Genomic DNA, 20,035 nt, shown 5'->3' with positions numbered 1-20,035 from the left:
TCACCGGTACTCCGAGAGCCTGCGGTTGACCCCGAGGATCACGGCGACCGCTCCCAGCACCGCCAGCGCGGCGGCTCCTGTCGGCAGGCCGCGCAGGGCCCCGCGCCCGTCCTCCGCGGCCGCGGTGAACTCGCCCTGCTCATGGGCGAGCGCCTTCCGCAGCGCGGTGTCCACCTGCTGGAAGGACTGCCCCGTGGAGTCCTCGGCCCCGATGATCTGGACCAGCGCACCCTCGTAGTCGCCCTGGTCGTCCGTGGCCCGTGCCGTGCGGTGGCGCTTCTGCCACTCGGTGACGCTCCGGGCGGCCTCGGCGACCGGAGCCCGGCCGCGCTCGTCGTCCGCGAGCCGCTCGGCCTTCTTCAGCTGTGCCGTCAGGGCGCTCATGCCCTCGGCGTAGTCCGTCTCGTACTGGTCGGCCGAGCCGTCGGGGGTCAGCACCGAGCCGCGCGCCACCAGCGTCAGATTCTCGTTGGCCCGTGCCTTCAGGGAGTTGATCCGGGCGTTGTTGAGGACGTCCAGCGACTCCTGGCCCTGGGTCATCGCCGCCCGCAGCTCCGCACGCGCCACCGTGTGCCCCACCGCCAGCCAGAGCAGCAGGACCGTTGCGGCGGCCGTCGCCACCAGCAGCCCGCGGTTGAACACCCGGTTGGTGCGTCGGTAGGTGCGGCGCTGCACCCACACCAGCGCGGCCAGCACCACCACCCCGGCGGCGAGCGAGAGCAAGGGCCAGCGCCGGGCGTCGGCCGCGTCCCGGTCGAGCCGGCCGGTCTCCGCCGCGTACAGCCGCTCGGCGGCCGGCAGCAGCTCGTCGCTCATCTTCTGGTTGGCGTAACGGAGATAGGCGCCGCCCAGCGGCAGCCCCTGCCGGTTGTTGGCGCGGGCCCGCTCGATCAGTCCGGTGTAGACGGGCAGCATCTCGTTGAGCGTGGTGATCTCCTGCCCGGAACTGGTCGAGGAGTCGGTGGTAGCCGCCGCCCTGACCAGCAGCCGCGCCGCCTCCTCGATGTCCTTCCGATACTGCTCCTGCACGGCCTTCGGCTCCTGCGCCCCCGCGAGGAAGCCGCCGGCCGCCATCGTGTCCGCGTCGGCCAGCGAGCGGTAGATGCTCGCCGCGTCCGCGCTCAGCGGCTGGCTGCGGCCCACCACGTCGTCGGCGGCCGACGCCCGCTGCGAGATCTCCAGCCCGGTCACCGCCCCGAACGCCACGACCAGCAGCGCCAGCACGGCCCCGATGATCTGGAGGCGGCCCGGCTCGGTCGTCGCGGCGGCGCGCAGCCGCCGGCTCTGCACGGCCCAGACCGAGGGGCGCCTCGCGGGCAGGGGCTCTCCGGCCGGGCGCCCCGCCGCACCGGACTGTGCGGGCAGGCCGACGGGTGGTGCGGGCGAGTGCTCCGGCGCGCGCTGCGTCCCCGGGCCGCCCTGCGGCAGCTGTGTCACCCGACCTCCCCCTCGGTCATCGACGGTCCCCCCGCCCCCGGCCGACCGGGGCCGAAGCCCGGCCAGAAGTATGGCCGCGGGGAGGGACCTTCACATCAAGAACGCCTGGATCCCGCACACTTCACGAACGCCTGGACTCCGCACCGGTCAACGCATTCGACCAGTGCGGACGCGGCCGATCAAGGCGATCGGTGCAAGGTGCCCCGAAACATCCCCATAAGCGAACCGGCCTCGTCGCCGGTGGCGAACCGGCCCCCGTCTCCCGCATCCCCCGGCCGCTCGCCCGCTCCGCCGTCCCCGCCGCTCCGGACTCCCCATCAGGTACACGAGCGGGCCGCCGGATCGGTTCCCGCGCCCCTCCGCGTTCCCCCGAACGAGGGGCACCCCGCCGCGAACGCGACGGGGTGCCCGGCAGATCGCCGTACGGATCAGCGGGTTGTCGTAGCGGCCGACGGGCCGCCGTCAGGGTCGGGCGTACTGCTCCCGCAGCCGGCGGTGGACCTCCGGGCCCGCTCCCGTACGGTCCAGACCCAGCAACGCGGCCCCCAGCACCGGCGGTTCGGAGACCACCCGCACCACCGCCTTCGGGGCACGGGCCGCCAGCAGTTCGGCGATCCGGTCGTTCAGCCGGGGGTGGCGCGCGGCCAGCACGCTGCCGCCCAGCAGCACCGGAGCCTCCTCCTCCAGCAGGCCGAGCCGGGTGAGCGCCACCGACGCCATCGCCACCACCTCCTCCGCCTGCCGCTCCACCAGCGCGGCCGCCACCGGATCCCCGGCGGCCCCGGTGGCGAACAGCACCGGGGTCAGCTCGTGACGGCGGGCCGACGGGATCACCTCCCGGTGCAGCGCCTCGATCAGCGCGTACATCGAGTCGAGCCCGAAGTGGGCCGGCAGCGTACGGGCCAGCTCGGTCGGCTCGCCGCGCCCGTCCTCCGCGCGGGCGGCGCACCACAGCGCCTCCTCCGCCAGCCCCCCGCCGCCGCCCCAGTCACCGGAGATCCGGCCGATCGCGGGGAAGCGGGCGGTCCGCCCGTCGGGCACCATGCCCACGCAGTTGATCCCGGCCCCGCAGACCACCGCGACGCCCCGGGGCTCGTCCACCCCCGCGCGCAGGATCGCGAAGGTGTCGTTCCGCACCTCCACCGACGCCCCCCACCCCCGGGCCTCCAGCGCCCGGGTCAGCTCGGCCTCCTCGACCGGCAGGTCGGCGTTGGCGAGACAGGCGGAGATGTGCCCGAACGAGCCCGGCGCCGAAGGCAGCCGGGCCACGGCCCGGTCCAGGGCCGAGCCCAGGACGTCGACCGCGGCCGCCACCCCGACCCGCGGCGGCTGGAACCCGCCGCCCCGGGCCGTCGCCAGGACGGTCCCGTCCGCGCCGATCAACGCCACATCGGTCTTGCTGTTGCCCGCGTCGACGGCGACGACCGGGACGTTCACGCCCACGCCAGGTGCTCCCGGTTGTGCGCGATCAGCCGGTCGGTGAGCTGCTCCGCCCGGTCGTACTGGCCGATCAGGGGATGCGAGAGCAGCGCCTTGAAGACCCGGTCCCGGCCGCCGCGCAGCGCGGCTTCCAGGGCGAGGTCCTCGTACGCCGTGACGTTGGCGACCAGTCCGGCGTACAGCGGGTCCAGCGCGGGCACGGCCAGCGGGACCGCCCCGTCGTGGCCCACCCGGGCCTGCACCTCGATGACCGCGTCGTCCGGGAGGAACGGCAGCGTCCCCTTGTTGTAGGTGTTCACCACCTGGACCGGTGAGCCGCCGCCCCCCAGCAGGGAGGCCGCGAGGTCGACCGCCGCCTCCGAGTAGAAGGCGCCGCCGCGCTTGGCGAGCAGTTCCGGCTTCTCGTCGAGCGCCGGGTCGCCGTACATCTCCAGCAGTTCCTTCTCCATCGCCGCGACCTCGGCGGCCCGGGAGGGCTTGGTGCCCAGCTCCCGGACGACCTCGTCGTGCGCGTAGAAGTACCGCAGGTAGTAGGAGGGGACGACGCCGAGCCGGTCCACCAGCTTCCGGGACAGGTGGAGGTCGTCCGCGATGGCGTCGCCGTGCTCGGCCAGCAGCTTCGGCAGCACGTTCTCGCCGTCCGGGCCGCCCAGGCGCACGCCCAGCTCCCAGGTGAGGTGGTTGAGCCCCACATGGTCCAGGTGGACCTCGGCCGGGTTCACGTCCAGCAGCCTGGCGAACTTGCGCTGGAAGCCGATCGCCACGTTGCAGAGGCCGACCGCCTTGTGCCCGGCCTGGAGCAGGGCGCGGGTGACGATGCCGACCGGGTTGGTGAAGTCGATGATCCACGCGTCCGGGTTGGTGCGGCGCACCCGCTCGGCGATGTCCAGCACGACGGGCACGGTCCGCAGCGCCTTGGCGAGGCCGCCCGCGCCCGTGGTCTCCTGGCCGACGCAGCCGCACTCCAGCGGCCAGGTCTCGTCCTGGTTGCGCGCGGCCTGTCCGCCGACCCGCAGCTGGAGCAGGACCGCGTCGGCGCCGGCGACGCCCGCGTCCAGGTCGGTGGTCGTGGTGATCCTCCCGGCGTGGTCCTGCTTGGCGAAGATCCGCCGCGCCAGCCCGCCGACCAGCTCCAGCCGGTCGGCCGCCGGGTCGACGAGGACCAGCTCCTCGACCGGCAGCGTGTCCCGCAACCGGGCGAAGCCGTCGATCAGTTCAGGGGTGTAGGTGGACCCGCCACCCACTACTGCGAGCTTCATTGTCAGCCCTTTACTCCGGTCAGTGTGACGCCCTCGACGAATGCCTTCTGGGCGAAGAAGAAGACGGCGATCACGGGGGCCATGACCAGAACGGTCGCGGCCATGGTCAGGTTCCAGTCGGTGTGGTGCGCCCCCTTGAAGGACTCCAGGCCGTAACTGAGGGTCCAGGCGGCCGGGTTCTCGGAGGCGTAGATCTGTGGTCCGAAGTAGTCGTTCCAGGCGGCGAAGAACTGGAAGAGGGCGATGGCCGCGATGCCGGGTTTGGCCATCGGCAGAACGACCTTGACGAGCGTACGGAACTCACCGCATCCGTCCACCTTCGCGGCGTCCAGGTACTCGTTGGGGATGGTCAGCAGGAACTGCCGCAGCAGGAAGATGGAGAACGCGTCCCCGAAGGCCATCGGGATGATCAGCGGCCACAGCGAGCCGGAGAGGTCCATCTGCTTGGCCCAGAACAGGTACATGGGGATGATGACGACCTGCGGCGGCAGCATCATCATGGAGATGACGAGCATCAGGGACAGCTTGCGGCCCCGGAAGCGGAACTTCGCCAGCGCGTACGCCACGGGGATGGACGACACGACGGTCAGGACCGTGCCGACCCCCGCGTACAGCAGGGTGTTGCGCCACCAGGTGAGGAAGCCCGGGGTGTTGAAGACGCGTTCGTAGTTGCCCCACTCCCAGGTGCGGGGGATGAGGTCGCGGGTCAGCGCCTGCTGGTCGTTCATCAGCGAGGTCAGCACCACGAAGACGAACGGCAGCACGAAGAAGAGCGCGGCGGCGATGCCGAGCGAGTGCACGGCGATCCAGTGCAGCAGCGCCTTGCGCCGGGCGGTGCGGGCGGCGGGCGTGGGCGGGGCCTTCGCCGGGGAGGCGGGGGCGGGCTTGTCGAGGAGCTGGGTCATGGCTCAGTCACCGGCCTGGATCAGGTTGTTGCGGCCCCGCATGAGCAGCGCGGTGAAGGCCATGGCCAGGGCGAACAGGATGAGGGCGACGACACAGGCGGCGCCGTAGTCGAAGCGCTGGAAGCCGAGGTTGTAGACGAGCTGGGGGAGCGTCAGTGTCGACTTGTCGGGATAGCCGGGTTCGAAGGACTGGCCCGAGCCTCCGATGACACCGGAGGCGACCTTTCCGGCGACCAGCGGCTGCGTGTAGTACTGCATCGCCTGGATGACCCCGGTGACCACCGCGAACAGCACGATCGGGGAGATGTTCGGCAGGGTCACGAAGCGGAACTTCTGCCAGGCCGAGGCGCCGTCCAGCTCGGCCGCCTCGTACTGCTCGGTCGGCACGTCCAGCAGCGAGGCCATGAAGATGACCATCAGGTCCCCGATGCCCCAGACCGCGAGCATGGTCAGGGCCGGCTTGGACCAGGAGGCGTCGTTGAACCAGCCGGGCGTCGGCAGCCCGAAGTCCCCGAGGATCGCGTTGACCGGGCCGGTACCGGGGTTGAGCAGGAAGACGAAGGCGAGGGTCGCGGCGACCGGCGGGGCCAGGTACGGCAGGTAGAACAGGGTCCGGAAGACCCCCGTCCCCGTCTTGATCTTCGTGATCAGCAGCCCGATCCCGAGGCCGAACACGACCCGGCAGGTGACCACGACGACCACCAGCCAGAGCGTGTTCCACAGCGACGGCCAGAACATCGGGTAGTCGCGGAAGACGTACGTCCAGTTCGTCAGCCCGTTGAACGTGGGCGCGCCGAACCCGTCGTACGACGTGAACGAGAAGTAGACCGTCGAGACCATCGGGTACGCGAAGAAGACCGAGAACCCGATCAGCCACGGCGACATGAAGGCCGCGTTCCGCAGCGCCGACCTGCGACGCTTGGCGCGGAGGGTGTGCGTCGTCATCGGGGGCTACTTGGCCTTGGCGATGTCGGTGTCGATCTGCTTCGCGGTCTTCTCCAGCCCCGCCTGGAGGTCCTTCACCGCGCCCTTCTCGTACTGGTAGCCGAAGTCCTGGATGGTCAGCTGGTACGCGGCCCCGTTGACGGCCCCGTCGGAGGTGCTGGACTCCGGGTGCTGGGCGATGTCCAGGAAGGTCTTGAAGCGCGGGTCGAACTTCAGGTCCGGCGACTTCAGCGCCGCCAGGGTGGAGGGCACGTTCCGGATGCCGTTGGAGAAGTTGACGACCGCCTCGGTGTCGGTGGTCATGTACTTCACCAGCTCCCACGCGGCGTTCTGCTTCTTGCTGGCGGGGGCGATGCCCACGATGGTGCCGGAGAGATAGCCCTTGCCGTAGCTGTCGGCCTCGTCGTCCGCCACGGGCATCGGCGCGACCCCGATCTCGAAGTCCACCCCGGCGTCCTCGGCCATCCCGAGCCGCCACTCGCCGTCCAGCTGCATGGCGACCTGGCCGGTGTGGAAGGGGTGCTTGGCGCCCCACTCGTCACCGAAGGTGCCCCGGTACTTCTCCAGCTTCTGATAGCCGCCGAGGCCGTCCACCAGCTTCTTCTGGTACGTGAACATCTCCGCGAACGCCGGGTCCGTGGCGAGGGTGGACTTGCCGTTCTCGTCGAAGTACGTGTGGTCCCAGGAGGACATGTAGTGGCTGACGACGGTCTCGTAGCCGTGGAAGTTCGGCATGAAGCCGAGCTGTTCGTAGGTGTCGCCCTTCTCGACCGTCAGCTTCTTCGCCACGTCGGCCAGCTCCGACATGGTCTTCGGCGGCGCGGTGATCCCGGCCTTCTCGAACGCGTCCTTGTTGTAGTAGAGGCCGTAGGCGTCCGTGAGCAGCGGCAGGGCGCAGCGCTTGCCCTCGAACTGGGTGTAGTCGAGCAGGACCTTCGGGAACGTCTTCTCCAGGTCGAGCTCCGACTTCTCGATGAAAGGTGCGAGATCGGTGAAGGCGCCCGACGAGCAGAACTTGCCGACGTTGGCCGTGGTGAAGGACGACACGACGTCCGGCCCGTCCGAACCGCCCGCGCGCAGGGCCTGGTTGAGCTTGTCGTCGTTGATGTTGCCGGAGACCTTCACCGTGATGTTCGGGTGGGCCTTCTCGAAGCGGGCGATGTTGTCCTGGACCGCCTTCACCTCGGCCGGCGAACTCCAGCCGTGCCAGAAGTTGATGGTGGTCTTCGCCTCGGGGTCATCGGTGGCCCCGGCCTCGGACTGGCCGGTACACGCGGTGGCGAGGACCGATATCGCGGCGACGGCGACAGCGGTGGTGGTGAGACGGCTGGTGCGCATGACGAAACTCCCAGGGGCGGGGAAGAGAAGCAGACGACAAGGACGGGGAAGAAGGGGGTGTGGCTTCAGCGCGAGGTGTCGAACACCTCGTCGCGGGTGTCGGCGAGCGCCCGCTCCAGGGCGCCGCGGAGCACGGGGGTGCGGTCGATCTCGCCGAGGACGAGCCGGGGCCGGGAGGCGGCCAGTTCGGCCAGCTCGGACTGGATGAGGGAGCGCAGGACCTCGCCGCCGGCCGCGACCGCGCCGCCGGAGAGCACGATGAGGCCGGGGTCCAGAACGGCGGTGACGGAGGCGAGGCCGGTGGCGAGCCGGTGGGCGTACTGGCCGAGCAGCTCGGTGAGCGCCTCGTCCCGCTCGTACGCCTCCGCCGCCCGGCCCAGCAGTTCGGCGGCGGCCCTGGCGTGCGGCTGCTGCGGTGTGTCGATGCCGAGCGTCCTGGCGAGCCGGGGCACCGCCTGGGCGCCCGCCAGCTCCTGGAAGCCGCCGCTGTTGGCCTTGACGACCTGGCGTACGAGGGGGGTGCCGGGGACCGGCAGGAAACCGACCTCGCCCGCGCCGCCGGTGAAGCCGCGGTGGAGCCGCCCGTTGATGACGAGGGCGGCGCCGAGCCCCTCCTCGTTCCAGAGCAGGACGAAGTCGTCGTGGCCGCGGGCCGCACCGAGGCGCTGCTCGGCCACGGCGACCAGGTTGACGTCGTTCTCGTACTCCACCGGCATCGGCAGGGAGGCGGCCAGCTCGTCCAGGAGGGTGGGGGAGTGCCAGCCGGGCAGGTGCGAGGCGTACCGCAGGCGGCCGGTGCCCGGGTCGAAGGCGCCCGGGGTGCCGATGACGATCCGGTGGATGTCGGCGCGGACGAGCCCGGCCTCCTTCACCGCCCCGTCCAGCGCGTCGGCGACCTGCCGCACCACGCTGTCGGCGCGCCGGCCTGGCGTGGCCAGCTCGAACTCCCCGACCACCGCCCCGGTCACGTCCGCGACGGCGGCCATGATCCGGCGGCTGTTCACATCGAGCCCCGCCACATGCGCGGCGCGCGCGTTCACCGTGTAGAGCTGGGCGCTCGGTCCGGGGCGCCCCTCGCTGGTCCCGGTGGCCACGACCAGACCGGCCGCCTCCAGCCGGGCCAGGAGCTGCGAGGCGGTGGGCTTGGAGAGGCCGGTGAGCTTGCCGATCCGGGTCCGGGAGAGCGGTCCGTGCTCCAGCAGCAGATCGAGGGCGGCCCGGTCGTTCATGGCCCGCAGCACCCGGGGGGTGCCCGGAGTCGTTCCCGTCATCGTGGATGCACCCGCCTCTGTGAGCAGCTCCGCCGGCCTCTGCGGACTCTGTTAGGAAACTTTCCTATCCTTGGGAGGACGGTAAGGCGCGGTTCACCGGGACGTCAAGGGGCGCCCCACCGGATCGGTGGGGCGCCCCTTGTTCTGTCGGTGTTCTTCTGCCGGCGTTCCGCCGACGCGTGCCTCTAGGGGTGCTTGTTCAGGTTCGTGGGCGGTATCGGTGCCGTCGCCAGGGACTGGGGGGAGGTGGCGGAGGCGTACGCCGAGGGGGCGGCCACCCCGGCCGCCGGGTCCGCCGCGCCGTCGCCGTCCGCCTGGAGCGGCACCGCGCCGATCATGCGGATGCCCGCGTCGTCCAGCGCCTGCTTGATGCGCCAGCGCAGCTCGCGCTCCACGCCGATCGACTTGCCGGGCATGGTCTTCGCGGTGACCCGGACCGTCATGGAGTCCAGCAGGACCGCGTCCAGGCCGAGCACCTCCACCGGGCCCCACAGCCGCTCCGACCAGGGCTCTTCCTTCGCCATCGTCTCGGCGGCGGTGGTGATCGCCTCGCGGACGTGCTCCAGGTTCTCCGTGGGGCGCACCGTGACGTCGACCCCGGCGGTGGACCAGCCCTGGCTGAGGTTGCCGATCCGCTTGACCTCGCCGTTGCGGACGTACCAGATCTCGCCGTCGGCGCCGCGCAGCTTGGTGACCCGCAGGCCCACCTCGATGACCTCACCGGAGGCCACACCCGCGTCGATCGTGTCCCCGACCCCGTACTGGTCCTCCAGGATCATGAAGACGCCGGAGAGGAAGTCCGTGACCAGGTTGCGGGCGCCGAAACCGAGCGCCACACCGGCGACACCTGCCGAGGCGAGCAGCGGCGCCAGGTTGATCTTGAAGGCGCCCAGGACCATCAGCGCCGCCGTACCCATGATCAGGAACGAGGCCACCGACCGCAGCACCGACCCGATCGCCTCCGACCGCTGGCGTCTGCGCTCCGCGTTGACCAGGAGACCGCCCAGCGCGGTGCCCTCCACGGCCTGGGCGCTGCGGTTCATGCGGTCGATGAGGTTGGTCAGGGCGCGCCGGATCAGATAACGCAGGGTGATCGCGATGGCGACGATCAGCAGGATCCGCAGACCGGTGCTCAGCCAGGTGGACCAGTTCTCCTCGACCCACCCCGCGGCGTTCCCGGCCTGCTCAGCGGCTTCCTCGAGCGAGCCGCCCGGCTCGGGGGACGGAGCTGCGGACAACAGGACGGACAGGGACACGACGGGGCCTCCAGAGGGACGACGGCTGACCGACAAGAGTAACGAAGCAGGGGGAGTGGATCGTTGCCGTCGGCGGGGGAGAGACAGGTCTCACCGGGAGAGCCGCGCTGTGGCCGATCGCACAGTGCGCGCGGGCGCGCTGGTGGGACGCCCGCCCGGGGCCGGGCGGGGCATCTGACGCCGTGAGGGTGAGAAAAATCCTCCCGGCCCGTTACCCGTACGTGGTGGCGCTTTGACCAGGCATGAGGAGAGACTGAGATCGGATCGTCCCGGCGCGAGCCACGCGCCGCCGGCGTACAAGGAGGCATCCACCGTGCCGCATGTCCTGGTTCTCAACGCGTCGTACGAGCCCCTCGGCGTCGTACCGCTCCGCCGCGCGCTCGTCCTCGTCCTGGAGAACAAGGCGATCTGCCTGGAGGAGTCCGGCGCCTTCCTGCACAGCGCCACCCGTGCCGTGCCCGCTCCCAGCGTGGTCCGGCTCAAGCGCTTCGTCCGGATCCCCTACCGGGGACCCGTCCCCCTGACGCGACGGGCGCTCTTCGCCCGCGACGGGGGGCGCTGCATGTACTGCGGGGCCGCCGCGACCAGCGTCGACCACGTGATCCCGCGCAGCCGCGGTGGACAGCACGCGTGGGACAACGTGGTGGCGGCCTGCCGCCGCTGCAACCACGTGAAGGCGGACCGCCATCTGCCGGAGCTGGGGTGGCGGCTGCGCCATCAGCCCGCCCCGCCGACCGGCCTGGCCTGGCGGATCATCGGGACCGGACACCGGGACCCGCGCTGGCTGCCGTACTTGCAACCGTTCGGCGCGGACGACGTGATGGCCCGGATCGACGGCGTTTCCGCCTGAGACCGGGCCTTTGTCGTCCCCCCCCCGGTCACCGGCACCCGGCCCCCGTGCGGCGGGGGCCTGCCGTGCGGCGGGCGGCGGGCCGTCGGCCGGTCAGTCCGTTGCGGGGGCGCCGGCCACCGCGTACGCCTCCACCGACCAGAGCGAGTAGCCGTACTCGGTCGCCCGCGCGTCGCCCTGCACCCGGATGAAGCGGGTGTCCTTCGCGTCCATCCGCACCGACTCGCGCCCGCCCCGGCCCTCCCGGACGGTCGCGGCGGTGCGCCAGGTGCGGCCGTCGGCGGAGGTCTGGACGCGGTAGGCGGAGGCGTACGCGTCCTGCCAGGAGAGCACCACCCGCCCCAGCCGCACCGGGCGGGGCAGCTCGGCCTGCCACCACGCGCCGTCCTCCACGGGCGAGGACCACCGGGTCTCCGGATCCCCGTCGGCGGCGGCGGAGGCCGGGAAGTCCGGGGTCTCGTCGCCGGAGGAGGAGGCCGTGGCCGTACGGAGCAGATCCGGGCCGCCGGTCCGGGGGAAGGCCCGCACGGTCAGGGTGGACTCCTGGCCGCCGAAGGCCAGCGGCACCTCGTACTCGCCCACCGGGGTGTCCGCCGGGACGGTGATGTCGACCGGCACTTCCGTACGGGACCCGCGCGGCACGGTCGTCTGCTTCGGGACCCGCACCTCGATGCCCTTGGGCGCCTTCGCGGTGAGCGCGCCCTTCACCTCGGCCGGACGGCGCCCGGCCAGCCGCGCCGCCACCCGCTGCGGTTCCCCGCCGATCTCGGCGTCCGTCTCGCCCCGGGCCAGATCGAGCACGGCGTCCGGCTCGTCCTCGAACCACGGCACCAGGGCCCGCAGCTTCGGGGTCCCCGCCGGGACCGCCGGGGCCGGGGCGAGGCTCGGGCTCAGATAGGAGGGCGGCGCGGTCCGGGCGGCCTCCGGCAGTGTCACCCGTACGGCGTCGGCGCGCAGCCCCTTCGCCGCGGTCTGGGTCCAGCCGCTCGGGGACAGCTGCCCCAGCGCCCGCCAGCCCTCGCCCGGAACATGGGCCTCCACCACCGCCCCGGTCAGCCCGGAACCGGGCTCGGCCAGCGCCGTCACGGCCTCCACCGGGCGGGTCCGCTCCAGCCGCACCGTATAGCTGTGGTTGTCCTTGGTGACCCGGCCGCTGGTGCGGTCCACGCCGTTCCAGCCGTCGGCGGTCCTCTCGACCCGGTCCAGGAAGGGGTCCAGCACGCCCTTGCCGACCGTGGCCCGGCCCGCCGCGATCTCCCGGCGCAGCGGCTCCAGCGCCATCAGGGTCCGCCAGGCCCCCGCCCCGTCGCCGGCCGCCTGGGCCTGGAGCAGGTCCACGGCCAGCTCCCCGGCGTGGCCGTAGCGGGCCAGCTGCTCGGTCCACGGGCGCACCTCACGGGCCAGCCGCCCGTCGGCGGGGCCGGACAGGCGCTCGGGGGTCTGCCGCATCACGGTGAAGGCCGCCCGCAGCTCGCGCGCCGCCCGGTCGCGTACCGGGGGTGCGGCCGCCCGGGACTGCCAGAACGCGGCGAAGAGGGGCTGCAGATACGCCGACTCCTCCGCGCCGAGCACCGAGTCCGCGCTGTTGCCCGCGAGCGCCCGCAGCGCCTCCCGGGCCGAGGCGTCCCCGCCCGCCAGATCGTCGATCGCGGCCCGCCACGACTCGTCCGGGCGGTACCCCTTCGGGTTCCAGGCGAAGTCGGCGGCGGTGAAGAGCGGGATGCGGGAGGCGGCCGCCTGCTCCATCGCGTTGGCCAGCAGCGCCGCCGAACCGCTCGCCACCGCCGGGTCCCGGCCGGTGTAGGGGCCGAGGAAGATCCGGCCCTGGGCGTAGTCGTTGACCGGGTAGTTGTCCATGGTCACCAGCGGGTGCCGGAACGCGGCCCGTGCCCCGGCCAGCTCACCGCCGGTGATCTTCTTCGGAACCACCCCGACGCCCGTCCAGGCCACCTGCACCCGGTCGTCCAGCCCGGCGGCGAGCGCCGTGCGGTAGTCGGTCGCCCCGTCCTGGTAGAACTCCGTCGGCAGCACCGAGAGCGGGGCCGCGCCCGGATGGCGCTCCTCCAGATGGCGCGCCACCGCCCCGGCCACCCTCGCCTGTGCGTGGGCCGCCGCCTTCGGGCCGCTGCCGAACGTCTCGGCGTCCAGGTCGCAGTGCCACTCGCTGTAGCTGACATCCTGGAACTGGAGCTGGAAGACCCGCACCCCCAGCGCCCACATCGCGTCGATCTTCCTCGTCAGCGCCCGGACGTCCTGGTCGGAGGCCATACACATGGCCTGACCGGGGGAGACCGCCCAGCCGAGCGTGACGTGCTCGGCCTCCGCCTTCCGCGCCAGCGCCCGGAAGTCCGCCCTCCGCTCGGCCGGGTACGGCTCGCGCCACCGGGCCAGCCGGTAGGGGTCGTCGCCCGCCGCGTAGAGGTACCGGTTCTGCTTGGTGCGGCCCATGAAGGCCAGCTGTGCGAGCCGCTCCTCCTGGGTCCAGGGCTGTCCGTAGAACCCCTCCGCCATGCCGCGTACGGCCGTGCCCGGCCAGTCCCGCACCACGACCCCGGCCACCGCGCCGCCGCTCACGAGCTGCCGCAGGGTCTGGACCGCATGGAACAAGCCGTCCTCGCCGAGCCCGTCCAGCGCCACGGTGGCGCGCCCGCCGACCTCGCCGGAGGCGAGCCGGTAGCCGCCGGTGGGCAGGTCGGCGCGGTCGGGGGCGCGCAGCGCCCGCAGGGCCTCGCCCGCGCCCGGACCGCCGATCCGGATCAGCGGCCCGCGCCCGGGCAGGCTCTGGTGCACGGTCGTGACCCCGGCCTCGCGGAGCAGGGAGCGCAGCTCCGCCACGGCGTACGGATCGGCGTCCGGTGCGGCGACGACGGTGGCCTCGGTGCCCAGCGGCAGGGCCGGGCCGGTGGCCCTGATGCTCTGCGGCCGGGGCCAGACGGCGGGCGGCTGCGCGTTGTCGGCGCGGTCGGGGGAGGTGGCGGGGGGTTTGCCGGGGTCGGCGAGGGGAGCGGGCGCGGCGCCGGCGGCCGGGGCGAAGGGGCTCAGCAGCCCACCGATCACGGCGACGGCCACGGCCGTGGCCTGCTTCCTGCGCCCGAACCGCACGTCGCGCTCCCTCGAAAGGCCTGACTGGGATCCGAGCCCACCACCCGGGCGCGAGGGTGTCAATGCGCATGGCTGATCTGCCGGATTTGCCGGGAATAGTGTCATCTTCGCGTCTGGTGGGGCTGGTGTGGCTGACGGGGGTGGCTGAAAACGGCTGATACCTGCCGCACGGGGGAACGGAATGTGACCTGGGGCACGTTGGGCTCGTTGTCCGGAGGTGAGGATGTACGCCGTTGCCCGAAGGTGTACGCCGCCGTCACGACGCCATGTGTGACGGGTAGGTCACGTCCAGGTCTGCGCCCGTGAGGTCTGGGTAGGCCCTCAAGGTCCTGTTCTCCACGGCCAGGAGGCCACCATGCCCGCATCAGCGCAGCTTCTGCTCTCCGCCCTCTCCAAACAGGTACCCGCCCAAGCCGATCCCGCACCGCTCACCAGCGCACCGCCCCTCGCCGAGGTCGCCCACCTGATCAGCGGGCCCCCGATCGCCGATCTCTCCCTGCTGCTCGGGGAGTCCCCCTACCCCGACGCCGCCCCGCTCACCAGCGAGCCCCCGCTCGCCGATGCCACCCCGCTCACGAGCGAGCCACCGCTCGCCGCCGTCGCCCCTCTGACCAGCGAGCCGACCGCACCCGGCACCGCAGGGGGCATGGAGTTCCCAGGAGTCTGAATGGGCTTGTCCCGGCTCGCCGCACTGCACGGTGTCGCCACCTCCTACTCCCCGTCCCCGGATGTCACGGTGTCCGTCCCCGACGACACGGTCATCGCCGTGCTCGCCGCGCTGGGCGTGGACGCCGGCACTCCGGAGGCCGTACGGAGGTCGCTCGTCGCCGCGGAGTCCCGCTCGCGCCTGCTGCCGCCGACCGTGGTGGTCTGGACCGGTGAGCCACTGCCGCCCGCACTGACCGGACTGCCGCCCGGCTCGGCCGTCAGGGTCGAGCCGGAGCCGGCGGCCGGGGGCGGGAGAGCCCCGGGGTCCGGACCGGCCACCGGGACCGGAATCCCCGCACCCGTGCCGGCCACCGGCCCCGCGCCGAACGTGCCCGCCGGACCGGCGCAGGACACCGCCTCGGCGCCGACAGCCGGACCGGCCGCCGGAACTGCCGGAACCTCCGCACCCGCGCAGGCCGCCGCGTCCGCGCAGATGGCCGGAACAGCCGGAACCGGAACCGCTGGAACCGGAACCGCCGGAACCGCTGCAACCCCTGGAACCGGAACCGCCGGGGCCACCGTTCCCCGTGATCCCGCCGCCCCCGCCGGCTGGACCCAGCCTCCGTACGGCATCCACCGCCTCCACGTCCGGACGCCCGACCACCACGAAGCCTCCGCCACCCTGGTCGTCGCCCCGGCCCGGGTCCCGCAGCCGCCCGAGCGCACCCACGGCTTCCTGGTCCAGCTCTACTCCCTCCTCTCCGCCCGCTCCTGGGGCATGGGCGACCTCGGGGACCTGGCCGACCTCGCCGCCTGGGCCGGGCGCACCCTCGGCTCCGGGTTCGTCCAGGTCAACCCGTTGCACGCGGCGTTCCCCGGCCGCCCCACCGACCCGTCCCCGTACCGCCCCTCCTCGCGCCGCTTCCCCGACCCCGTCCACCTGCACGTCGAGTCCATCCCGGAGTACGGACAGCTCCACGACCGGGCCATCCTGGACGACCTCCGCCAGGACGCCGCCGCGCTCAGCGAGGCCGTGCTCAACAAGGGCGCCCTGATCGACCGGGACGCCGTCTGGGAGCTGAAGCGGCAGGCCCTGGAGCTGATCGCGGAGGTCCCGCTCACCCCCGGCCGCCGCGCCGCCTACTGCGACTTCCTGGCCGAGCAGGGCCAGGCCCTGGAGGACCACGCCCTCTGGTGCGCCCTCGCGGAGGAGCACGGGCCCGACTGGCACGCCTGGCCCGAGCCCCTGCGCGACCCCCGCTCGCCGGCCACCGCCCGCGCCCGCTCCCGGCTGCTGGACCGGGTGGACCTCCACTGCCGCCTCGCCTGGCTGACGGCCACCCAGCTGGCCGACGCCCAGCGGGCCGCCGAGGACGCCGGGATGGAGATCGGGATCGTCCACGACCTGGCCGTCGGCGTGCACCCGGCGGGCGCCGACACCTGGGCCCAGGGGGACCTCTTCGTCCATGGCATGTCCGTCGGCGCGCCCCCGGACGCCTTCAACGCGCGCGGCCAGGACTGGGGCCTTCCGCCCTGGCGCCCCGACGCCCTCGCCGCCACCGGCTACGCCGCCTTCCGGGGCCTGCTCCGTGGCCTGCTGGCCCACGCGGGCGCCCTGCGCATCGACCACGTCATGGGCCTCTTCCGGCTCTGGTGGGTGCCCGAGGGGCGCCCGCCCACGGACGGCACCTATGTCGCGTACGACGCCGAGGCGATGCTCGCCGTCCTCGTCCTGGAGGCCCACCGCGCGGGCGCGGTCGTCGTGGGCGAGGACCTGGGCACCGTCGAGCCCGGGGTCCGGGAGGCGCTCGCCCGGCGCGGGGTGCTCGGCACCTCCGTGCTCTGGTTCGAGCGCGACTGGGGCGGCGACGGCCGCCCGCTGGCCCCCGAGAAGTGGCGGCAGGACTGCCTCGCCACCGCCACCACCCACGATCTGCCCTCCACCGCCGCCCGGCTGACCGGCGATCACGTGACGCTGCGCCACCGCCTCGGCCTGCTCACCCGCACCCTGGAGGAGGAGCTGACCGAGGACGTCACGGGCACCGCCGAGTGGCTGGCGCTCCTCGCCCGGCTGCGGATGCTCCCCGAGGGCGACGGCGACGAGCCCGCAGCCGTCCGCGCGGTCCACCGCTTCCTGGCCGCCACCCCCGCCCGGATGATCGGCGTCTGGCTCCCCGACACCGTCGGCGACCGCCGCCCGCAGAACCTCCCCGGCACCTGGGACCAGTACCCCAACTGGCGGCTGCCGATCGCCGACCCGGAGGGCCACCCCGTCACCCTGGAGGAGATCACCGCCTCGCCCCGCCTGCACGCCCTGATGGAGGTCCTGCGCCCCCGGAGGTCCCGTACGGCACCCCCGGGCGAGCGTCCCGTCTAGCCGTTCGCTACGTTGGCACCGTGGACAAGAAGAACGCTAAGCGCGCCGGCGTCGTTGCGGCCGGGACGACGCTGATGATGATGCTCATGTCGACCCCGGCACTCGCACTCGTCCGGGACGACGGTGACGACCCGGGTCCGGGCCTCAGCGCGATGGAGACCATCGGCCTCTACGTCGTGGCGCCCATCGTGATCTTCCTGGCGATCACGGCCCTGGTCATGGTCCTGGACAAGTCCAAGAAGCAGGTCTGACCCGCAGACGTACGCGGGGTGCGCCGCCGGTAGCAGCTACCGCGCGGCGCACCCGCATGTCCGGCGCCGGACGGGTGGAGCCGGACGGGGCGTGTCCGGACCGGGCCGGGCGGGGCGGCTCCCGGCGGGTGCTCCCCGGGTAGGTTGCGGCCATGACCGAGTGGGACGTCAAGAAGCTCCGTATCCTGCGCACCCTGCGCGACCACGGCACGGTGACGGCGACCGCCCAGGTGCTCCTGATGACCCCTTCCGCCGTCTCCCAGCAGCTCACCAACCTGGCCGGACAGCTCGGCGTGGAACTCCTGGAGCCGCAGGGCCGCCGGGTCCGCCTCACCGACGCCGCCCACCTCGTCCTGCGCCACGCCGAGGCGGTCTTCGCCCAGCTGGAGCGGGCCGACGCCGAACTCACCGGATATCTGCGCGGCGAGGCGGGCGAGGTGAGGGTCGGCGCGTTCTCCACCGCCGTGCCCGCCCTCGTCGTCCCCGCCGTACGGCTCCTGCGCGCCGAGGAGCGCCCGGGACCCGACGTACGCGTAAGGGAGGCCGAGGCGGCCCAGGCGTACGAGCTGCTCACCGCGGGCGAGGTGGACCTGGCCCTCTCGCTGGCCGCCCACGCGCCGACCGCCCGCGACCCCCGCTTCTCCCTCTTCCCGCTGCTGGCCGACCCGCTGGACGTGGCGCTTCCCGCCGCCCACCCGCTGGCCGGCGCGCCCGCGCTGCGCCTCGCGGACCTGGCCGCCGACCGCTGGATCTTCGGCGGTTCGGGCCCCTGGTCCGAGATCACCACGGCCGCCTGCGAGGCGGCCGGATTCGTTCCCGAACAGGCCCACAGCGCCGCCGGCTGGACCGCCATCCTCGCCCTCGTCGAGGCGGGCATGGGCATCGCACTCGTCCCCCGGATGGCCTCCCGGGGGCAGCGTCCGGAGGGCGTGGTGACGCGGGTCCTGGAGGCGGACCGGCCGCGCCGCCATGTGGTGGCGGCCGTCCGGCACGGGGCGGAGAGCGGCCCGGCGGTGGCCCGGGTGCTCGGGGCGCTGACCCGGGTCGCCGGAACGTTCAGCTGAACTGAACGGTATCTGCGAAAACTTTCGATGGACCTGATCGGTCGGTCGGCGCGAAGGTAGGGGCATGACCTTCGACGCGAGCGAGACCACATTCCAGAACCCCGACACCGACCCCCACGCCAATGACGCCGCGCCCTACGGCGGCGGCGACCCGTACGCCGACTACCGGGAGGCGGGCGACCTCCCCTTCACCGAGCTGGTCGACCTCGCGGACCGCCGACTGGGCGGGGGCGTGATCGCCGCCAACGACGAGTTCTTCGCCCAGCGCGAGAACCTGCTCCTGCGCGAGCGCGCCGTCTTCGACCCCGAGCACTTCGGGCACAAGGGCAAGATCATGGACGGCTGGGAGACCCGCCGCCGCCGCGGCGCGGACGCCGACCACCCCTTCCCGGCCCCCGAGGACCACGACTGGGCGATCGTCCGCCTCGGCGCCCCCGGCATCGTCCGCGGCCTGGTCGTGGACACCGCCCACTTCCGCGGCAACTACCCCCAGCGCGTATCGGTGCAGGCCACCGCCGTCGACGGCGCCCCGGGCCCCGAGGAACTGCTCGCCGACGACGTGAAGTGGGAGGAGATCCTCCCGCCCACCCCCGTACGCGGCCACGCGGCCAACGCCTTCGAGATCACCGGCGGCCGCCGCTACACCCACCTGCGCCTCTGCCAGCACCCGGACGGCGGCATCGCCCGCTTCCGCGTCCACGGCGAGGTCGTCCCCGACCCGGCCTGGATCGCCGCGCTCGGCACGGTCGACCTGATCTCGGTGCTCAACGGCGGGACGTACGAGGACGCCTCCGACCGCTTCTACTCCTCGCCCACCCAGATCATCCTGCCGGGCACCTCCCGCAAGATGGACGACGGCTGGGAGAACCGCCGCCGCCGGGTCCGCGACACCAACGACTGGGTCCGCTTCCGCCTCCCCGCCCAGGGCGCGGTCCGCGCGGTCGAGATCGACACCGCCTACCTCAAGGGCAACTCCGCCGGCTGGGTCGCGCTCCAGGGCCGCAACGGCGGGACCGGCGAGTGGTTCGAGATCATCCCGCGCACCCGCCTCCAGCCCGACACCCTGCACCGCTTCGTGCTCCGCGCCCAGGCCGTCGTCACCCACGTCCGCCTCGACGCCTTCCCCGACGGCGGGGTGGCCCGGATGCGGCTGCACGGCGGCTTCACGGAGTCCGGAACCGCCGAACTGACCCGCCGCTACGAGGAGTCGGGCGCGTGACCCCGTAAGCCCCGGCCCCCCCAGTTCCCGCCCGGCGGACGGCTGCGCTCCTGCGCCCGCCCGCCGGGCGGTTTCCAGCCCTTCCGGCGGCCTCCGGCGGGGTACGCGGCTCAGGCGGCGTACGCGGAGAACCGCAGCGTCCGGGCCAGCACCCGCCAGGTGCCCCAGGCGAAGGCGCTGTTGGCCGTGTTGCAGAACGCCTTCCCCGTGCAGTCCGTCGGCCGGTCCTGCCAGGCGCGGACGGTGAGAGTGTGGAAGCCGAGCGTCCGCGAGAACACGAAGCGGATGTGCATCCCGGCGCCCAGCTGGTGGCCCGGGAGCGAATTGATCTGGAAGAAGTCGTTCCCGATGTACTCGACCTCCACCGGATTGCCGCCCAGCAGCTCGCACCGCGCCCCCGCCCGGATCCGCCCCGCGCAGCCGCCGCTCACCGGGAAGAGCCAGAAGTGGTCGGTCAGCTGCCGCCGCACCTCGTCCGCGCCGGTGAAGGGGTGCAGCCCGAGGCTGTACCCGTACGTGTAGAGGCCGTAGCACCCCGCCGGGCCCACCCGGCAGTCGGCGGTGGGCTCCGGCGCGGGGGACTCCGGCGCGGGGGAGGGGCCGGCCAGCAGCCCCGCGCACAGGGCCAGCACGACCGGTACGGAGGCGGTGCCGGGCATCGACCCTCCCGTGG

Annotated in this window: 16 protein-coding genes; 6 read left to right on the top strand and 10 right to left on the bottom strand. The window is 73.2% G+C overall.

The features are described from left to right. The 8 genes from ACQ9ZG_RS10145 to ACQ9ZG_RS10110 form a co-directional block, all read right to left on the bottom strand. Positions 1-1,437: a GlnX family signal transduction membrane protein gene (locus ACQ9ZG_RS10145; protein WP_499280315.1), complete on the bottom strand. Its 1,437-nt coding sequence runs from the start codon at positions 1,435-1,437 to the stop codon at positions 1-3. A gap of 462 nt (positions 1,438-1,899) precedes the next feature. Then, the gene (locus ACQ9ZG_RS10140) at positions 1,900-2,880 is read right to left on the bottom strand and encodes an N-acetylglucosamine kinase (RefSeq protein ID WP_028415172.1); all 981 of its coding nucleotides are present in this window, start codon (positions 2,878-2,880) and stop codon (positions 1,900-1,902) included. Further along, complete coding sequence (locus ACQ9ZG_RS10135; RefSeq protein ID WP_026237380.1) at positions 2,871-4,136, bottom strand: 6-phospho-beta-glucosidase; 1,266 nt, start codon at positions 4,134-4,136, stop codon at positions 2,871-2,873. Before ACQ9ZG_RS10135 ends, ACQ9ZG_RS10140 begins: the two co-directional genes overlap by 10 nt. A 2-nt stretch (positions 4,137-4,138) precedes the next feature. Further along, positions 4,139-5,041, bottom strand: a complete 903-nt coding sequence (locus tag ACQ9ZG_RS10130; RefSeq protein WP_018487211.1) for a carbohydrate ABC transporter permease — start codon at positions 5,039-5,041, stop codon at positions 4,139-4,141. A gap of 3 nt (positions 5,042-5,044) precedes the next feature. Next, positions 5,045-5,986: a carbohydrate ABC transporter permease gene (locus ACQ9ZG_RS10125; RefSeq protein WP_028415175.1), complete on the bottom strand. Its 942-nt coding sequence runs from the start codon at positions 5,984-5,986 to the stop codon at positions 5,045-5,047. 6 nt (positions 5,987-5,992) lie between these two features. Next, a complete protein-coding gene (locus ACQ9ZG_RS10120; RefSeq protein WP_109914078.1) occupies positions 5,993-7,324 on the bottom strand; it encodes an ABC transporter substrate-binding protein in 1,332 nt (443 codons plus the stop codon). A gap of 65 nt (positions 7,325-7,389) precedes the next feature. Further along, positions 7,390-8,595, bottom strand: coding sequence for an ROK family transcriptional regulator (locus ACQ9ZG_RS10115; RefSeq protein WP_028415177.1), 1,206 nt, complete (start codon positions 8,593-8,595; stop codon positions 7,390-7,392). 185 nt (positions 8,596-8,780) lie between these two features. Beyond that, positions 8,781-9,851, bottom strand: coding sequence for a mechanosensitive ion channel family protein (locus ACQ9ZG_RS10110; RefSeq protein WP_109914079.1), 1,071 nt, complete (start codon positions 9,849-9,851; stop codon positions 8,781-8,783). Positions 9,852-10,164: 313 nt separating this feature from the next. Between ACQ9ZG_RS10110 and ACQ9ZG_RS10105 the strand changes: the two genes are divergently transcribed. Continuing rightward, positions 10,165-10,701, top strand: a complete 537-nt coding sequence (locus tag ACQ9ZG_RS10105; RefSeq protein ID WP_018487206.1) for an HNH endonuclease — start codon at positions 10,165-10,167, stop codon at positions 10,699-10,701. A gap of 93 nt (positions 10,702-10,794) precedes the next feature. Here the strand turns inward: ACQ9ZG_RS10105 and ACQ9ZG_RS10100 are convergent, their stop codons facing one another. Beyond that, positions 10,795-13,803: a beta-N-acetylglucosaminidase domain-containing protein gene (locus tag ACQ9ZG_RS10100; protein WP_499280314.1), complete on the bottom strand. Its 3,009-nt coding sequence runs from the start codon at positions 13,801-13,803 to the stop codon at positions 10,795-10,797. A gap of 355 nt (positions 13,804-14,158) precedes the next feature. On the opposite strand from ACQ9ZG_RS10100, the gene ACQ9ZG_RS10095 reads away from it, so the two are divergent. The 5 genes from ACQ9ZG_RS10095 (at position 14,159) to alc (ending at position 19,362) form a co-directional block, all read left to right on the top strand. Further along, positions 14,159-14,470, top strand: coding sequence for a hypothetical protein (locus ACQ9ZG_RS10095; RefSeq protein WP_018487204.1), 312 nt, complete (start codon positions 14,159-14,161; stop codon positions 14,468-14,470). Then, positions 14,471-16,828, top strand: coding sequence for a 4-alpha-glucanotransferase (malQ, locus tag ACQ9ZG_RS10090; RefSeq protein ID WP_499280313.1), 2,358 nt, complete (start codon positions 14,471-14,473; stop codon positions 16,826-16,828). Between the two features lie 20 nt (positions 16,829-16,848). Further along, positions 16,849-17,079 (top strand): hypothetical protein, encoded by a 231-nt coding sequence (locus tag ACQ9ZG_RS10085; protein ID WP_019767085.1) that lies wholly within the window; start codon positions 16,849-16,851, stop codon positions 17,077-17,079. A 152-nt stretch (positions 17,080-17,231) separates the two neighbouring features. Then, complete coding sequence (locus ACQ9ZG_RS10080; RefSeq protein ID WP_109917231.1) at positions 17,232-18,143, top strand: LysR family transcriptional regulator; 912 nt, start codon at positions 17,232-17,234, stop codon at positions 18,141-18,143. Between the two features lie 64 nt (positions 18,144-18,207). Beyond that, positions 18,208-19,362, top strand: a complete 1,155-nt coding sequence (gene alc / locus ACQ9ZG_RS10075) for an allantoicase (RefSeq protein ID WP_109917232.1) — start codon at positions 18,208-18,210, stop codon at positions 19,360-19,362. Between the two features lie 110 nt (positions 19,363-19,472). On the opposite strand, the gene ACQ9ZG_RS10070 is transcribed toward alc, so the two are convergent. After that, positions 19,473-20,021 (bottom strand): hypothetical protein, encoded by a 549-nt coding sequence (locus tag ACQ9ZG_RS10070; protein ID WP_109917233.1) that lies wholly within the window; start codon positions 20,019-20,021, stop codon positions 19,473-19,475. Between the last annotated feature and the right edge of the window lie 14 nt (positions 20,022-20,035).

This window comes from Streptomyces araujoniae (genome assembly GCF_050871195.1).
Lineage (GTDB): Bacteria > Actinomycetota > Actinomycetes > Streptomycetales > Streptomycetaceae > Streptomyces > Streptomyces bacillaris.
Note: the sequence above shows the minus strand (reverse complement) of the source record. Positions and strands in the feature narration are given on the sequence as shown.